The following is a 14,884-nucleotide window of genomic DNA, read 5'->3' as shown; positions in this document are numbered from 1 at the left end:
GGTGAGCCGCCCGTCCGTGCCCACCCAGCGGGGTGGCGGGTCGACGGCTGTGTCCGGGGGCCCGCCGGGCGTGGCGGAACGGTGCGCCCGGATCGCCCGGTCGCGGCCGTTCGAGGTGCTCATCGTCGTGGTCATCATGGCGAACGGGGTGGTGCTCGGCCTCGAGACGTACCCGGACCTCGGCGCCGCGGGACGGGCCCTGCGCTGGTGCGAGTGGCTGTTCCGGCTGGTCTTCGTCGCCGAGATCGCCATCCGGGTGCTGGCGTACGGCCGCCGGCCGCAGGACTTCTTCCGGCACGGCTGGAACGTCTTCGACTTCCTGGTGACGGCGGCGATCTTCATCCCCGGCCTGCACGGCGACTCGGCGCTGCTGCGCTTCGTACGGGTCGCCCGGGTGCTGCGGCTGGTGCGGTTCTCGCCGGGGCTGCGCACGATCGTGGCGGCGCTGTGGCGCAGCATCCCCGGCGTCGCCGGCTTCCTCGCGCTGGCCGCCGTGACCCTCTACGTCTACGGCATGGCCGGCTGGCTGATCTTCGGGGAGCGCTATCCGGAGCAGTACGGCGACATCGGTCGTTCGCTGCTGACCCTGTTCGTGCTGTTGTCGCTGGAGACCCTGCCGGACCTCATCGCGCAGGGCATGGCGGTGTCGCCGTGGACGCTGCTCTACTACGTCAGCTACGTGATGATCACGGTGAACCTGCTGCTGAACATCCTGATCGCCGTCATCGTGAACTCGATGGAGGAGGCCCGCCGGCTGGAGATGACCGAGCGGCTGTCGCCCGACTACGACGAGGACGGCGACGGCGTGCCGGACGAGGTGGACCGGATCGCACTGACCCAGCGGCTGGACGACCTGCGGGCGGTCATCGCCGAGCTGGAACGGGAGCTGCGCATCGACCGGGAGGACGGCCACGGCCCGGCACGCCACCACCACGGCGAACGCACGGGCGGCCGGCCCCCCGGGTAGGGGACCGGCCGCGGTGTCGGTGCGGTGGGTCAGCCCCAGATGGCCGTCGCCCACTCCGGATGGTCGACGAACGGGTTCCGGTTGCCCTGCCAGCGCTCGTAGATCCGCTGGTTGCGGCGCTTCTCGAAGGCGTCCGGCGGGTCGAGCTGGTTCCACTGCAGCAGCACCGACATCCGGCCGTGGTACGGGGCGGTGCCGTTGTTGACCGACTGGTTCATCTCCAGGTTGGGCCAGCCGTCGGTGCCCTCGTACCGGATCGCCATGTACATGATCATGCGGGCCACGTCGCCCTTCACCGCGTTGCGCGGCTCCCACGAGTCGGCGTCGGTGTAGCAGCCGGGCGCCTCGGCGACGGGGCTGCCGCCGTTGTCGAAGTCCTTGTTGCCGCGCGTGGAGTTGACCGAGACGTCGGTCGGCCGCAGGTGGTGGACGTCGGTCCCGGGGCCGGTCGCGGTGCCGAAGTCGCCGTGCGACTTGGCCCAGACGTGCTCGCGGTTCCAGTCGTCGACGCCGCCGCCGCTGCTGGTCTTGCTCTGTGACCGGCCGGTGTAGAGCAGGATCACGTTGTTGGCGTTCGCCGGGTCCTGGTCGGTGTCCCGCAGCGCCTCCCACACCTGGTCGTAGGAGAGCTTGGTGTGCACCTTGATGATCGAGTGCAGCGAGCTGCGCAGCGCCGGGCCGGTCTTGCCGATCGCGCTGGCGTAGTAGGTGGAGTCGTACCCGCCGCCGGGCGAGGTCGGGGTCGGGCCCGGCGTCGGCGACTGGGTCGGCGAGGGCGTGCCGCCACCGCCGCCGAGGGTCATCGCCGTCGGGTTCTTCAGGCCGCCGTGGCTGAAGTAGGCGGTCAGCGTGCCGGTGGTGGTGATGGGCTGGCCCCGCAGGCCCGGGTTGGTGAGCAGCCCGAAGGTGCTCCGGTACGCGGCGGTGACCTGGACGTAGAGCATCCTGCTCGCGCTGGTCTCGGCCGCCGTGTCGGCGATCGCGATCGCGGTGTCGGACGTGAAGCCCGATCGCAGCACGGTCGTGTTGCTGGTCGGTTGACCGATCACGTAGCCGGTCACGGTCGCCGTCCGACCGTCCTGTGCGGCGAGCGCCTGGGCCACGGTCAGGGTGGTGGCGGCCGAGGCCACCGCCGTCGTCACCACCACGGGCGCCACCAGCACGGCGGCCAGCGCGAACGCCGTCGCGAGCCTCCTGGGCCGCGAGCGGGTACTGCTCTTCGTATTCATGGACAGCGATGCTATCGGTGCGGGCGTGAACGCCGGGAGAGCGGGAGCGCAACATTTCAGGCGCGAGCCGTCGTCGGCGCGGCCCTCCCTCGGCCCGGTCGGCCACTACCGTCGGGGCATGGTCACCGTCGCCGACGTCCGCGCACTGGCACTGACCCTGCCACGGACCACCGAGCACCTCATCCGGGACCGCGTGAAGTTCCGCGTCGGTGCCCTCGTCTACGTCGCGTTCTCCCGGGACGAGACGACGATGGGGTTCGCGTACCCGAAGGAGGAACGCGCCGGGCTCGTCGCCGGCGACCCGGACCTGTTCTTCCTGCCCGAGGCGGCCGACCTTCGCTTCCACTGGGTGTGCTGTCGCCTTGACCGGCTCGACCGCGACCAGATGACGGAGCTGGTGACGGAGGCCTGGCGGATGGTCGTGCCCAAGTTCCTCGCGCGCCAGCGACTGGGCAGCTGAGAGAGCCACCCCGACGACCAGCGGCCCGACGGAGAGCACACCGGCGGCGGCGCCGGGGCGGCCCGGCCGGCAGGAGAATCGCGGCGGCGCGGTCCGCCACGTCGCCGGCCGTCGGCCCGTCGGCGGCGTAGGGTGGTTCGCGTGGATCAAGAGGACCGCATCGCCCTGTTCCTCGACTACGAGAACCTCGCGCTGGGGGCGCGCGACCACCTCGGCGGCGCGGCCTTCGACCTGCGCCCCATCGCCGACGCCCTCGCCGAGCGCGGCCGGGTGGTGGTGCGCCGGGCGTACGCCGACTGGTCGTACTTCGACGAGGACCGCCGGATGCTCACCCGGTCCCACGTCGAACTCATCGAGATTCCCCAGCGCATGGGTGCCTCCCGCAAGAACGCCGCCGACATCAAGATGGCCGTCGACGCGGTGGAGCTGGCCTTCGAGCGCGGCTACATCTCGACGTTCGTGATCTGCACCGGCGACAGCGACTTCACGCCCCTCGTGCACAAGCTCCGCGAACTGAACAAGCGCGTCATCGGGGTCGGCGTGGAGAAGTCGACCTCGGCGCTGCTGCCGCCCGCGTGCGACGAGTTCCTCTACTACGACCGCCTGGAGGGCGTCGACGTCCCTCCGGCGCGGGGCCGGCGCGCCCGCCCGGCGCGGCTGCCCGGCCCGGAGGCGCAGCAGGCCGAGCCGGAGCGGGAGCCCGAGCCGCAGCCGGTGGGCGAGGAGCCCGCCCGCGACGTCGACACGCTCGCCGTGCTGGTGGCGCAGACCGTGGCCGGCCTGCAGGGCAGCTCCAGCGGCGAGGTGACCGCCTCGACGCTGAAGCGGACCCTGCTCAGGAAGGACCCGACGTTCAGCGAGTCCGACTACGGGTTCCGCACCTTCGGCGAGCTGCTGCGACACCTCGCCCAGCACAACGTCGTCGAGCTGGGGGAGGGCCCCGCCAAGGGCGACCCCGAGGTGTCCCTGCCCGAGCACGGCGACCGGGAGGTGGCGTTCGGGCTGCTCCGCTCGGTGGTGTCCGACCTGGCCGGCGACGAGGGGGCGGTGGCGCTGTCCGGCCTGAAGAACCAGCTCCGCCGGGCGCGGCCCGACTTCAGCGAGAAGAAGCTCGGCTACCGCAGCTTCCTCCAGTTCTGCAAGGCGGCAGCCACCAGCGGCATCGTCGACCTGCGGTGGAGCCAGGAGGCCGACGACTACCTGCTCACCCCGCAGTCCTCCTGACCACACCGGTGGTCGTGCCGGCGGCTGGCGCCGGCCACCCCACGGACGCCAATTCCTTCCGAGACGTTTGACGATCCCGAGGATCGGAGAAGGTGCGCTGGCGCGGGCACTGCCGCCCGCCGGCTCTCGGGAGGAACTGTCATGACACGGATGGTGCGGGCGGCTGCGCTCGTCGGAGTGTTCGCCCTGGCGCTCAGCGGCTGCGGAGGCGTCGGCGGTGGCGACGGTGGCGGTGGCACGGCCACCAAGGGCGCACTGAGCACGATGGGCTTCGGCCTGTCCGACGAGATCGCCAGGACGCGCGTCGACGTGTTCACGCGCGACCACCCGGACGTCGACCTGAAGATCACCGAGGGGGCCTTCGACGAGCAGCAGTTCCTCTCCGCGGTCGCCTCCGGCAACCCGCCGGACCTGGTCTACATGGACCGCAAGCTGATCGGCACCTACGCCGAGCGCGGCTCCATCCAGCCGCTGACGGACTGCGTCAAGAAGCAGGACATCGACATGGGGCAGTACCGTCCCGCCGCCAGGGAACAGGTCACCCTCGACGGCACCGTCTACGGCATCCCGGAGTTCTCCATGGTCCGGGTGGTCTACCTCAACGAGGCGCTGCTCAGGCAAGCGGGCCTGACCGCCGACGACGTCGACCTCGCGAACTGGGCGGGGCTGCCGGCGCTCAACGCCAAGCTGGCCACCGTCTCCGGGGGCCGGCTCTCCCGCATCGGCATCGACCCGAAGATCCCCGAGTTCCTGCCGATGTGGGCCAAGGCCAACGGGGCCGACCTGCTCTCCGCCGACGGGACGAAGGCGAACCTCGACGACCCCAGGGTGGTCGAGGCGCTCACCACCGGCCTCAAGCTGATCCAGGACCAGGGTGGCTGGGGGAAGTTCAAGTCCTTCCGGGACACCTTCGACTTCTTCGGCGCGCAGAACCCCCTCGCCAAGAACCAGATCGTCGCGTGGCCGATGGAGGAGTGGTTCCTCAACCAGGCCGCCAAGAACAGCCCGAAGGCCGAGCTGGTGGTCAAGCCCTTCGTCGATCGGCAGGGCAAGCCGGTCACCCTGTCCTCCGGGCAGGCCTGGGTGGTTCCCAAGGGAGCCAGGAACCCGGACGCGGCGTGCGCCTTCGCCAGGACGGTGACCGCCACCGACACCTGGGTCGCCGCGGCCAAGGCCCGCGCCGACGCGCGCAAGGCCGCGGGCCAGCCGTTCACCGGCGTCTACACGGGCAACGTCGCCGCCGACAAGCGGATCTTCGACGAGCTGTACCAGCCCACCGGCAACAAGCGGTTCGACGACGCGGTGGCCACCATCCGCTCGGTGCAGGACACCGCGTTCGCCATGCCCGCCTCGCCCGCCGGTGCCGAGTTCGACAAGGCGTGGACGGACGCCGTCAACCGGGTGCTCTCCGGCCAGGCGCAGCCGGCGCAGGCGCTGGCCCGCGCCCAGCAGGAGGCGACCGCCGCGCTGGACAAGGCGTCGAAGTAGGCCCGGGGATGGCCACCACCACCGTCCCCGCCCCCGTCGGCCGGCGGCGGCGCACGCCGCTGGCCCGGCGGGAGGCGCGTTGGGCGTACGTCTTCCTGGCGCCCTGGATCGTCGGGTTCCTGGTCTTCAACGCCGGGCCGATGGTCGCCAGCGCCTGGCTCAGCTTCACCGAGTACGACGTGATCAACGCGCCCCGGTACACCGGCCTGGACAACTACCGGGAGCTGATGGCCGACCCGATGGTGGCCCGCAGCCTGGGCAACACCGTCTACTACACGGCCCTGCACGTGCCGCTGGTGATGGCCGTCTCGCTGGGGCTGGCGCTGCTGCTCAAGCGGGTGGGACGGTTGCAGGGCTTCTTCCGTACCGTCTTCTACCTGCCGGTGATGACCCCGGCGGTGGCGGTCGGCATCCTGTTCCTGCTCCTGCTCAACACCCAGGACGGCCTGATCAACCGCGGCCTCGCCCTGGTCGGGATCGAGGGTCCGAGCTGGACCACCGACCCCGACTGGGTGATGCCCGGCATCGTCCTGATGAGCCTGTGGAGCCTCGGCTCCACCGTGATCATCTACCTGGCCGCCCTGCAGAACGTGCCGCGTGACCTGTACGAGGCGGCGAGCATCGACGGCGCCGGGGGCTGGGCCCGGTTCCGGCACGTGACGCTGCCGATGATCTCCGGTGCGCTGTTCTTCACCCTGGTCGTCAACACCATCGCGTCCCTGCAGATGTTCACCGAGGTCTACACCATGTACTTCGGCAACCGGCAGACGCAGGGCTCGTTCAACAGCGACGCCGCGTCGTTCTACGTCATCCACCTGTTCCAGGAGGCGTTCCAGTTCCTGCACATGGGCTTCGCCTCCGCGATGGCCTGGCTGCTCTTCGTGATCATCCTGATCATCACGCTGGTGCAGGTGAAGCTGAGCAACCGCTTCGTGTACTACGAGGGAGACCGACCGTGACGGGGAACCGGGGGCGGCGCGGCGTGGCCCCCGCGCGCCGGACCGAGGGAGGCCGGTCGTGACGGCCGCGGTCGAGCGGACGGTCGCCGCGCCCGTGGCCGACGCCGCGCCGTCGGCCGTCGAGCGCCGGCCGGCGGCCGAGGACGCCGGGCGGCCGGTCTGGCAGCGAGGGCTGTTCGTGCTCGCGCTCGTCGGCGCCGCCGTGGTGTTCGTGCTGCCGTTCGTCTGGCTGATCAGCGCCTCGCTGCGGCCCCGCGAGTACGTCTTCTCCACCGGGTTCCTGCCCACCCCGTTCGCGCCTGGGAACTACGCCGACGCGTGGCAGGCCGTGCCGCTGGTCACCTGGCTGCTCAACAGCCTGGTGGTCGGCGTCGCGGCGGCGGTCGCGGTGACGCTGTCCAGCGCGTGGGTGGCGTTCGGGTTCGCGTACTTCCGGTTCCCCGGGCGGGACATCCTGTTCGGGCTGGTGCTCGCGACGATGATGCTGCCGTTCGCGGTCACCATGATCCCGACGTACCTGATCTGGTCGGAACTGCGGCTGACCGACACCCAGGTGCCGCTGTGGGCGGGCAACCTGTTCGGCTCGGCGTTCTACATCTTCCTGCTGCGGCAGTTCCTGCTCTCGCTGCCCCGCGAGTACTTCGAGGCGGCCCGGGTCGACGGGGCGAGCTACCCGCAGTTGTTCTGGAAGCTGGCCTTCCCGCTGATCCGTCCCGCCCTGCTGGTGGCCTTCGTCTTCGAGTTCAAGGCGAGCTGGACGGACCTGATGAAGCCGCTGATCTACCTGCGCAACGAGGAGCTGTACACCCTGCCGCGCGGGCTCAAGGTGGTGCTGGACCGCTTCGGCTACGGCGGCGAGCAGCAGTGGGAGATCGTGCTCGCGGGCAGCGTCATCGCGACCGTGCCGATGCTGGTGCTGTTCTTCCTCGCCCAGCGCCACTTCGTCGAGGGCATCGCCACCACCGGCCGCAAGGGCTGACACACGGACCGGCCCGACCCGCCGTCCGGGTCGGGCCGGTCCGGGCCCGCGGAAGTCGACCCGCGCCTCCGCAGCCGAGCGGCCGGCGGTGCGCCGGGCCGGTCGGTCAGGGAATCGTCAGGCCGTACGCGGCCAGGATCTCGGTGATCGGCTGGTAGTAGGTGGTGCCGCCGGTGGCGCAGTTGCCGCTGCCTCCGGAGAGGATGCCGAGGATGGTGCCGGTGGCGGCCACGTAGAGGGGCCCGCCGCTGTCGCCGGGCTCGGCGCAGATGTTGGTCCGGATCAGGCCGGTCACGGTGCCCTGGGCGTAGTTGACGGTCGCGTTGAGCCCGGTGACGCTGCCGCAGCGTACGCCCGTGGTGGCGCCGCTGCGGCAGACCGCCTGGCCGATGTAGGCGTTGCCGGCGCCGTAGACGGTGAGCAGCCCGGGATGGGTGTAGACCGCGCTGGGGTGGGCGATCCCGCTGGTGTGGCGCACCAGCCCGTAGTCGTTGCCGGGGAAGCTGGTGCCGGCCCGGGTGCCGAGGACGGTGGTCTGTGCGCTGTCGGCGTACCAGGTCGAGGCGGCGACGGTGCAGTGGCCGGCGGTGACGAAGTAGGCGGTGGTGCCGCTGCGGACGTTGGCGCCCAGCGAGCACCGTCCGCCGCCGCCGTAGACGGCCTGCCCACCGGCGATGAGGACGCGCAGGTGGCCCGGCTCCCGGCGCAGCAGCGCTCCGGCGCGGGCGGCGGTCGCCCGGAGCGCCGCCACGTCCCGGGCCGGGACGGTGTCGTCGACGGTCAGGGTCATCCGCCCGGTGGCCGGGTCGAGCCCCCAGGCGGTGCCGGGGGTGCGGACCGCCGCGAGCACGGCGGCGGCGCGGTCGGCGGGCACGGTGGCGGTAGGGTCGGGGCCGGCGTGGGCGGGCGCCGGCAGGCCGAGCAGCAGCGCGGCGAGCAGGAGCAGGGCGAGCGGGAGACGACGCATCCGAACCTCCAATAGATTCGTCTCTGTCGATCCCCTACAGGATCCACCCGCGGGCCTGACGCGGACAAGCCACGGGTCGCGGCAGTCTGCGACCCGCCGGAGTCCTATCGGGGGCTGCCGCCGACGAGGATTGACGCCGGCGAACGCGGCGCGCGGCGGCGGTGCCGGCCGGGCAGGTGCCAGCGGCGCGCGGCGTCGGCCGGGCAGGTGTCAGCGGCGCGCGGCGTCGGCCGCGGAGGTGTCAGTGGCGCGCGGCGGCGGCGTGCCGGAGCGCGTCGAGTAGGCCGCGCAGGGCGGGCTGGTCCAGCGTGGTCTCCCGGACGGCCGCGTGGATCGCCCGGACCGGCCGCGGATGGCGTAGGGGGCGGACCACCACGTCGGGGTGCGGGCTGTCCAGCGCGGTGCGCGGGACCACCCCGACCCCGAGCCCGGCGGCCACGAACGCCTGCGTGGTCGGGTAGTCCTCGCTCTCGACGGCGACGGCCGGGCTGAAGCCGGCCGCGCCGCAGGCGTCCAGCACGGCTTCCCGGCACGGGCCGGCGGGCTCGCTGCCCACCCAGGGTTCGTCGGCGAGGTCGGTCAGGTCCAGCACCCGCGCGCCGGCGAGCCGGTGCGCCCGTGGCAGGACGACCAGGTAGGGGTCGTCGAGCAGGTGGACGAGCCGTACGCCGTCGCGGGCCTGCCCCCGGCGGCGGACCACGATGGCCAGGTCGGCCTCGCCCCGCTCCACCTCGGGCAGCGGATCGTCGGGGTCGACCAGCCGGAGGTCGACGCGGACGTCGGGGTGCTCGCGGCGGAAGCGGGCCAACGCCGGTGGCACCAGGGCGGCTCCGGCGGTGGCGAAGTAGCGGACCGCCAGCCGCCCCGTGCGTCCGGCCCGCAACTCGGCGAGGGCGGTCTCCGCCTCGGCGAGGTGCCGGCCGATGACGGCGGCGTGCTCGGTGAGCAGCCGCCCGGCGGCCGTCGGGCGCACGCCCCGACCGGACCGCTCCAGCAGCGTCGTGCCGGCCTGCTTCTCCAGCGCGGCGATCTGCTGGCTGACGGCGGACGGCGTGTAGCCCAGGTGCGCCGCGGCGGCCGTCACCGATCCGCTGGTCACCACCGCGCGCAGGACCTGCATCCGCCGTACGTCGAGCATGTAGCAGACCTTAACAGTGCGGCAGAAACCTTCACTTGTGCTGTTGGGTTGCCCCGGGCACGGTGGACCGGGACGGCGGAGCGGGCGAGATGGGGGCGGCGATGGGCGGGGGACCGTGGGCGGTGCTGCGGCTGGGCGTACTGGCCCTGCTGTGGGGCTCGACCTTCTTGTGGATCAAGGTGGCCCTGGAGGGGTTGTCCCCGGCCCAGGTCACCGTCGCCCGGTGCGCCCTCGGGGCCGCCGCGCTGCTGGTCGCCTGCCGTTGGGCGGGGCACCCCCTGCCCCGCGACCGGGCGACGTGGGGCCGCCTGGTGGTCGCGGCCTTCTTCTGCAACGCCCTGCCGTTCGCCCTGTTCAGCGTGGGGGAGCGGACCGTCGACTCCGGAGTGGCCGGCGTGCTGAACGCCACGACGCCCCTCTGGTCGGTGCTGCTCGGGGTCGCCCTCGGCACGGAGCGGGCGCCGCGTCCGGTCCGACTGACCGGACTGCTGCTCGGCTTCGTGGGCGTACTGACGATATTCGCGCCCTGGGGCCGGGCGGGGCTCGTCAGCGTGGACTCGCTCGCCATCCTCGGTGCCGCCGCGAGTTACGCGGTCGGCTTCGCCTGGATGGGCCGCGAGCTGGCCGGCCGGGGCACCCCCACCATCGCGCTGTCCGCCGCCCAGCTCGTGGCGGCCACCGGGTGGAGCGTTCTCGCCCTGCCCGCCGGCGGCCTGGTCGTACCCCGGCCCACCCCGGCGACCGCCGCCGCCGTCGTCGTCCTCGGCGTGCTCTGCACGGCGGTCACCTTTCACCTCACCTTCCGGGTCGTCGCGGAGGAGGGCGCGACGAACGCCGCCGCCGTCGGATACCTGCTGCCGGTGGTGTCCGTGGCGCTGGGGGCCGTGTTCCTGGGCGAGGGCCTGACGCCGCGTACGGTCGGCGGGATGCTCGTCGTGCTCGCCGGCGTGGCGCTGACCCGGCGCTGCGCGGCGGCCCGGGACGCCCCGCCCGCCGGGAACCCGCCGCACCCCGTCGCCGCCCGGTCATGACGACGCACCCGGCGGGCTGCGGCGTTCCGCGAGGGCCTTGGGCGGGGTGGCGCGCCGGCGGGCTCGACGCGGTGCCGGCGGTTATCCGGTCCGAGCCGCTACGGCAGCGGGACCGAGATGCCCCGGGCGTGGTCGGTGAGGGCCGCGCCGACCGCGGTCGCCTCCAGCGGCAGCACCTCCAGGCAGCGGCGCACGGCGGCGGCCATCAGCGCGTTCGGCACCCGCATCGACAGCGTGCAGTGCGGCACCCAGCGCCCAGGCTGGTAGTGCTCGACCAGCCCGATGCCGGCCTCGGCCAGCCGGCCGTGCACCTCGGCGTGGTGCGCGAGCAGCTCGGCGGTGGGGGTCGGGCCCAGCCAGAGCACCCGCCCGACGAACTGACCGGCGTGCTGGAAGCTCAGCCGCAGCGGCGCGGCCACCACCGTTCCGCGCAGCGCCGCCGCGACCCGGTCCGGGTCGAAGCGGGGCGCGACGGCGAGCGAGACGTGCGGCCGGTGGCGCTGCTCCAGCAGCGACCGCATGCTCTGCACTCCCTCGGCCTCCAGCGCGTCCCAGAGCACCCGGATCCGTCGGGTGGCGTCGGTGTCCAGGTAGAGCTCCAGCGCCGCGACCACATGATCACTCTAAGGTCGCGGTGGTCACGGCACGACGACGGCCCGGCCCTCCAGCGTGCCGTCGGCCATCTTCCGGTACGCGTCGACCGCCTCGTCGAGCCGGAAGGTGCTGGCCTTCGGCTTCACCAGGCCCCGGGCGCCCAGTTCCAGCACCTCGATGAGCTCCGGCCGGCTGCCCCAGTACGTGGTCTGGATGCTCACCTCGTACGGCACGCCGAAGAAGCTCACCGGCAGCGTGCCGCCGCCGATGCCGACGATGGTGAGGTCGCCGACGGTGCGGGCGGCGGCGGCACCGAGCGCGAGGGTGGGGTTGGCCCCGACGAAGTCCAGGATCACGTCGGCGCCCCGGCCGCCGGTGGCCTGGCGGATCTCCTGGGCGGTGTCCGCGCCGGAGAGCATCGTCAGGTCGGCACCGCACTCCTCGCCGAGCTTCAGCGCCTCCTCGCGGGTGTCCACCGCGATCACCCGGGCCGAGGTGGTGGCCTTGAGGATCTGCACGCCGACGTGGCCGAGCCCACCGACGCCGATCACCACGGCGGTGCTGGTCGGGCCGAGCTTCGCCCACGAACGGCGGATCGCGTGGTACGGGGTGAGGCCCGCGTCGGTCAGCGGCGCCGCCAGCACCGGATCGAGCCCCTCGGGCAGCGGCACGACCTGCCGGGCCTGCGGCACCAGCATGTACTCGGCCATGCCGCCGTCCAGGCCGAGCCCGCCGCCACCGCCGGGCACCGGCGCCTCGGCGATGTTCTCGCAGTACGGGTCGATGCCCACCCGGCAGCGCGCACAGGTGCCGCAGCCCCACGGGCCGTAGACGGCCACGGGCTGGCCCACCGTCAGCCCGGTGACCCCGTCGCCGAGGGCGTGCACCCAGCCGGCGTTCTCGTGGCCGAGGGTGAACGGCGGGTTCCACGGCACGGCGCCGGCCTCGAAGTCGTGCATGAGGTGGAGGTCGGAGTGGCACGCGCCGGCGGCCCCGATCTTCACCACCACCTGCCCGGGGCCCGGGGTCGGCTCGTCGACCTCGACCAACTCGGGTTCCGACTTCCAGTTCGGCAACCGTAGCGCGCGCATGAATGTCTCCTGTCCTCCGGTTTCCCGCTCCGCCCGCCGCCTGCCCGCTCAGCGCCCGGTCAAACGATCCGCCTTCCGGTGGCCGCAGCGCTGCGCCACGTCGAGCGGCACGGTGCTGGCCGCCTCCCGCGTCTCACCCCGTCCGGGTGAGTCGGGCTCACCCCCGCCGGTGTCCTGCTCCGAACCGTCGGCTGCCCACACCGACAGGTGCGGCCCGATGCCGAGCCCGCACCGCTGGCCTTGGGTACTGGTCGAAGACCGCGTACGGCTCTGCGACGGTCGCCGGGAGCGCGGTCGTCACGGAACGGCCGGCGCGTCGGGCCGGCCGCCCGGGGTGGCGCCCGACACCGGGGCGGAATCGACGGCCGCCGACCGCTGCGCCGGGATCCCGGACGAGGGCGTGGCGGGGGCGGCCGGTGGTCCGGCACGGCGGGCCAGGCCCCGGTCGACGCCCACGAAGAGCAGGCCGAGCAGCCAGAACGCGACGGCGAAGAAGACCGCGCTGACGCCCACCCCGTCGTAGCCCAGCTCCCCGGCGTCGAGGAACGGGTACGGGTACCGCTCGACCACCAGCCCACGGACCAGCGCGAAACCGAGGTAGCCCAGCGGGAACGCCAGCCACCACGCCGCATACCGCGGGCGGAGCCGGCCCCGCCGGTCGAACAGCGCCCAGTCCGCCACCGCGAGCAGCGGCACGACGGTGTGCAGGAACTGGTTGCCCAGCGCCTCGCCGAACGCGCGGTCGGGCTGCGGCATCGCGAACGGGCTGGCGGGGTTGGCGAGCACCAGGTGGTAGACCACGCCGGTGATGGTGATGTAGAGGGTGACCGCGCCCTTGAGCGGCGACGGCGGCTCGGGACGGTCCCGCCAGGCCAGCCAGGCGGCGTATCCGGCGAGGAGACCGACGGCGACGTTGCTCTGGATGGTGAAGTACGGCAGCAGGCCGGTGACGGTGGCGGGACCCAGCGCGGTGAGCACGATCCCGGCCAGCACGCTGATCACGATCACCACGCGGAAGAGCATCGCCACGCGTCGACGCCGCAGACTCATCGGGGCAAGCTATCAGCCGGGCCGATCTGGGTCACCGGGCGAGCGCCGGCCGGTGTACGTCGGCGTCCCACCGGCTGGCCGAGCCACCCGCGCGGCGCGTTCGTCACGTGCGCGGCGGCCCCTTCCCGACGGCGCCCCGGGGCGGTGCGTGACCCCGGACAGCGGTGGTCCGTCGTGCCCCGCGGCGCGATGGCGTGGGGGTCAGCGCCCGTCGCCGTTGCCCGGTGTGGGGCGACCGTGGTCGGGCGAGACCTGGATGTTGCCGGGCGAGATTCGGATGTTGCCGGGCGAGACCTGGATGTTGCCGGGCGAGATCTGGACGTTGCCGGGCGCCGAGGGGCGGCCGGCCGGGACGGAGGGTGATGTCGTGGGTCGCCCGGACGGCTGGGGGGCCGGGGTGCCGCCGGGCCGGTCGACCGGTGTGCCCGATGACCCGGCGCCCGCCGACTCGCCGGGCAGCAGGCGGTCGCAGTAGCCGGCCACCTTGCCGCGGCCGCCGGCCGCGCGGACGAGGTCGTCGAAGGCCGGCTTGTCCAGGGCACGGCCCGGGCCGTCGCCGTCCGTCCGGTAGGCGCGGCACAGCTCTGCCACGGACGAGCTCGGGTCGGGCCGACCCTCCGTCGTGGTGGGCGGCGCGGACGGCCGGCCGGGACCCGCGGTGGGGGAGACGGCCGGGGGCGGCGCGGGTGTGGCGGTGGTGGGGGCGGGGCCACGCAGCGGTCCGGGCAGGGTGCCCCCGGCCGCGGCGAAGGCCACCCCGCCGGTGACGGCGAGAGCGACACCGGCCAGCGCGGCGCGGACGCCGAAGCCGGCGAGGGCGCGGCCCCGACGACTCCGCTCCGGACTGCCGACGGGGGTGCCGGCCCGCACCAGCCGGTACGCCCGTACCGCGGCGTCCTCCCCGGCGAGCTCAGCGGCGCGGGGTGCGGCACGGACCGCCGTCAGGAGCGACGCGACCGGTTGCGGAGCGTCCCGCGGGTCGACGACCGGACCGCCGAGCAGTCGCTCGACGGTCTCCTGGTCCATCCGGTGTGCTTTCATCTCGTGTCCCTCAGCGCCGCCGGATGCCGGGACGTCACACGGGGTGGAGTGTGACGTCCGACAACCACCGGGCCGGGAAGAGGGGCGGGGCGGGGCCGCGCGGGGACCTCAGCCCATGGTCTTGGCGCCGTCGATGGCCTCGCGGAGGATGTCGGCGTGCCCCGCGTGCTGGGCGGTCTCGGCGATCAGGTGCAGCAGGACGCGGCGGACCGTCCAGCTCGCGCCGGGCTCGAACCAGGGGGCCTGCGGCAGCGGGTGGGCGGCGTCGAGGTCGTGCGTGGCGATCAGCTCGTCGGTCGCGGCGGCCACCCGGTCGTAGTCGGCGAGCAGCCCGGCGAGCGTCTCGCCGTCGTGCATGCGGAACTGGCCGGCCCAGTCGAGGGGCTCGCTGTTCATCGCCTCGGCGCCGCCGACGGCGAACCGCATCCACCGGTGCTCGACCTGCGTCACGTGCTTGATCAGGCCGCCCGGGCACAGCTCGCTGACCGTGCTGCGGGTCGCGGCCTGCTCGTCGGTGAGCCCCGCGACGGTCTGCCGGAGGAAGCCGCGGTGCAGGCGCAGCGTCTCCACCAGGTCGGCCCGCTCGCCGGTCAGCTGCTCTGTCGTGGTCATTCCGCCACCCCTCTTCACGGACGTCCGAACGGGCTCAGGGTAGGGCAGGCCACC

Annotated in this window: 15 protein-coding genes; 7 read left to right on the top strand and 8 right to left on the bottom strand. The window is 73.4% G+C overall.

Annotated features, from left to right (window positions below; all coding sequences use genetic code 11):
- Nucleotide 1: 1 nt before the first annotated feature.
- On the top strand, nt 2-967 hold the full coding sequence (locus AB0G14_RS08005) for an ion transporter (RefSeq protein ID WP_357694906.1): 966 nt from the start codon (nt 2-4) through the stop codon (nt 965-967).
- Between the two features lie 29 nt (nt 968-996).
- Here AB0G14_RS08005 and AB0G14_RS08000 read toward each other — a convergent pair whose 3' ends face one another.
- Nucleotides 997-2,196, bottom strand: a complete 1,200-nt coding sequence (locus AB0G14_RS08000) for an endonuclease (RefSeq protein WP_357694904.1) — start codon at nt 2,194-2,196, stop codon at nt 997-999.
- A 118-nt stretch (nt 2,197-2,314) separates the two neighbouring features.
- Here AB0G14_RS08000 and AB0G14_RS07995 point away from each other — a divergent pair, with 118 nt between their 5' ends.
- From AB0G14_RS07995 to AB0G14_RS07975, 5 genes are all read left to right on the top strand, one after another.
- Entirely contained in the window at nt 2,315-2,656 is a 342-nt protein-coding gene (locus tag AB0G14_RS07995) for an MmcQ/YjbR family DNA-binding protein (RefSeq protein WP_357694902.1), read from the top strand.
- A gap of 141 nt (nt 2,657-2,797) precedes the next feature.
- Entirely contained in the window at nt 2,798-3,880 is a 1,083-nt protein-coding gene (locus AB0G14_RS07990; protein ID WP_357694900.1) for a PIN domain-containing protein, read from the top strand.
- Nucleotides 3,881-4,021: 141 nt separating this feature from the next.
- Nucleotides 4,022-5,368 (top strand): extracellular solute-binding protein, encoded by a 1,347-nt coding sequence (locus AB0G14_RS07985; RefSeq protein WP_357694898.1) that lies wholly within the window; start codon nt 4,022-4,024, stop codon nt 5,366-5,368.
- An 8-nt stretch (nt 5,369-5,376) separates the two neighbouring features.
- Nucleotides 5,377-6,327: a sugar ABC transporter permease gene (locus tag AB0G14_RS07980; RefSeq protein WP_357694896.1), complete on the top strand. Its 951-nt coding sequence runs from the start codon at nt 5,377-5,379 to the stop codon at nt 6,325-6,327.
- Nucleotides 6,328-6,385: 58 nt separating this feature from the next.
- Nucleotides 6,386-7,306: a carbohydrate ABC transporter permease gene (locus tag AB0G14_RS07975; RefSeq protein WP_357694894.1), complete on the top strand. Its 921-nt coding sequence runs from the start codon at nt 6,386-6,388 to the stop codon at nt 7,304-7,306.
- Between the two features lie 106 nt (nt 7,307-7,412).
- On the opposite strand, the gene AB0G14_RS07970 is transcribed toward AB0G14_RS07975, so the two are convergent.
- Nucleotides 7,413-8,273, bottom strand: coding sequence for a S1 family peptidase (locus tag AB0G14_RS07970; RefSeq protein ID WP_357694892.1), 861 nt, complete (start codon nt 8,271-8,273; stop codon nt 7,413-7,415).
- A gap of 241 nt (nt 8,274-8,514) precedes the next feature.
- Nucleotides 8,515-9,411, bottom strand: a complete 897-nt coding sequence (locus tag AB0G14_RS07965; protein ID WP_357694890.1) for a LysR substrate-binding domain-containing protein — start codon at nt 9,409-9,411, stop codon at nt 8,515-8,517.
- 101 nt (nt 9,412-9,512) lie between these two features.
- On the opposite strand from AB0G14_RS07965, the gene AB0G14_RS07960 reads away from it, so the two are divergent.
- Nucleotides 9,513-10,442 (top strand): DMT family transporter, encoded by a 930-nt coding sequence (locus AB0G14_RS07960; protein WP_357694888.1) that lies wholly within the window; start codon nt 9,513-9,515, stop codon nt 10,440-10,442.
- 98 nt (nt 10,443-10,540) lie between these two features.
- Here the strand turns inward: AB0G14_RS07960 and AB0G14_RS07955 are convergent, their stop codons facing one another.
- From AB0G14_RS07955 to AB0G14_RS07935, 5 genes are all read right to left on the bottom strand, one after another.
- A complete protein-coding gene (locus AB0G14_RS07955; RefSeq protein ID WP_357694886.1) occupies nt 10,541-11,056 on the bottom strand; it encodes a 2'-5' RNA ligase family protein in 516 nt (171 codons plus the stop codon).
- A gap of 24 nt (nt 11,057-11,080) precedes the next feature.
- On the bottom strand, nt 11,081-12,127 hold the full coding sequence (locus AB0G14_RS07950) for an NAD(P)-dependent alcohol dehydrogenase (protein ID WP_357694884.1): 1,047 nt from the start codon (nt 12,125-12,127) through the stop codon (nt 11,081-11,083).
- A gap of 297 nt (nt 12,128-12,424) precedes the next feature.
- Complete coding sequence (locus AB0G14_RS07945) at nt 12,425-13,177, bottom strand: Pr6Pr family membrane protein (RefSeq protein WP_357694882.1); 753 nt, start codon at nt 13,175-13,177, stop codon at nt 12,425-12,427.
- A gap of 201 nt (nt 13,178-13,378) precedes the next feature.
- The gene (locus tag AB0G14_RS07940) at nt 13,379-14,203 is read right to left on the bottom strand and encodes a hypothetical protein (protein ID WP_357694880.1); all 825 of its coding nucleotides are present in this window, start codon (nt 14,201-14,203) and stop codon (nt 13,379-13,381) included.
- A gap of 123 nt (nt 14,204-14,326) precedes the next feature.
- Nucleotides 14,327-14,830, bottom strand: a complete 504-nt coding sequence (locus AB0G14_RS07935; protein WP_357694878.1) for a DinB family protein — start codon at nt 14,828-14,830, stop codon at nt 14,327-14,329.
- Nucleotides 14,831-14,884 lie beyond the last annotated feature (54 nt).

Origin of the sequence: Micromonospora sp. NPDC023814 (assembly GCF_040639595.1) — a bacterium.
Lineage (GTDB): Bacteria > Actinomycetota > Actinomycetes > Mycobacteriales > Micromonosporaceae > Micromonospora.
This window is presented reverse-complemented; position numbering and strand designations above follow the sequence as displayed.

Bases quoted from the DNA above. Each gene is read 5' to 3' on its own strand.
- AB0G14_RS08000 (WP_357694904.1), bottom strand. From the start codon at position 2,196: ATGAATACGAAGAGCAGTACCCGCTCGCGGCCCAGGAGGCTCGCGACG.
- AB0G14_RS07995 (WP_357694902.1), top strand. From the start codon at position 2,315: ATGGTCACCGTCGCCGACGTCCGCGCACTGGCACTGACCCTGCCACGG.
- AB0G14_RS07985 (WP_357694898.1), top strand. From the start codon at position 4,022: ATGACACGGATGGTGCGGGCGGCTGCGCTCGTCGGAGTGTTCGCCCTG.
- AB0G14_RS07980 (WP_357694896.1), top strand. From the start codon at position 5,377: ATGGCCACCACCACCGTCCCCGCCCCCGTCGGCCGGCGGCGGCGCACG.
- AB0G14_RS07970 (WP_357694892.1), bottom strand. From the start codon at position 8,273: ATGCGTCGTCTCCCGCTCGCCCTGCTCCTGCTCGCCGCGCTGCTGCTC.
- AB0G14_RS07965 (WP_357694890.1), bottom strand. From the start codon at position 9,411: ATGCTCGACGTACGGCGGATGCAGGTCCTGCGCGCGGTGGTGACCAGC.
- AB0G14_RS07960 (WP_357694888.1), top strand. From the start codon at position 9,513: ATGGGCGGGGGACCGTGGGCGGTGCTGCGGCTGGGCGTACTGGCCCTG.
- AB0G14_RS07950 (WP_357694884.1), bottom strand. From the start codon at position 12,127: ATGCGCGCGCTACGGTTGCCGAACTGGAAGTCGGAACCCGAGTTGGTC.
- AB0G14_RS07945 (WP_357694882.1), bottom strand. From the start codon at position 13,177: ATGAGTCTGCGGCGTCGACGCGTGGCGATGCTCTTCCGCGTGGTGATC.
- AB0G14_RS07940 (WP_357694880.1), bottom strand. From the start codon at position 14,203: ATGGACCAGGAGACCGTCGAGCGACTGCTCGGCGGTCCGGTCGTCGAC.
- AB0G14_RS07935 (WP_357694878.1), bottom strand. From the start codon at position 14,830: ATGACCACGACAGAGCAGCTGACCGGCGAGCGGGCCGACCTGGTGGAG.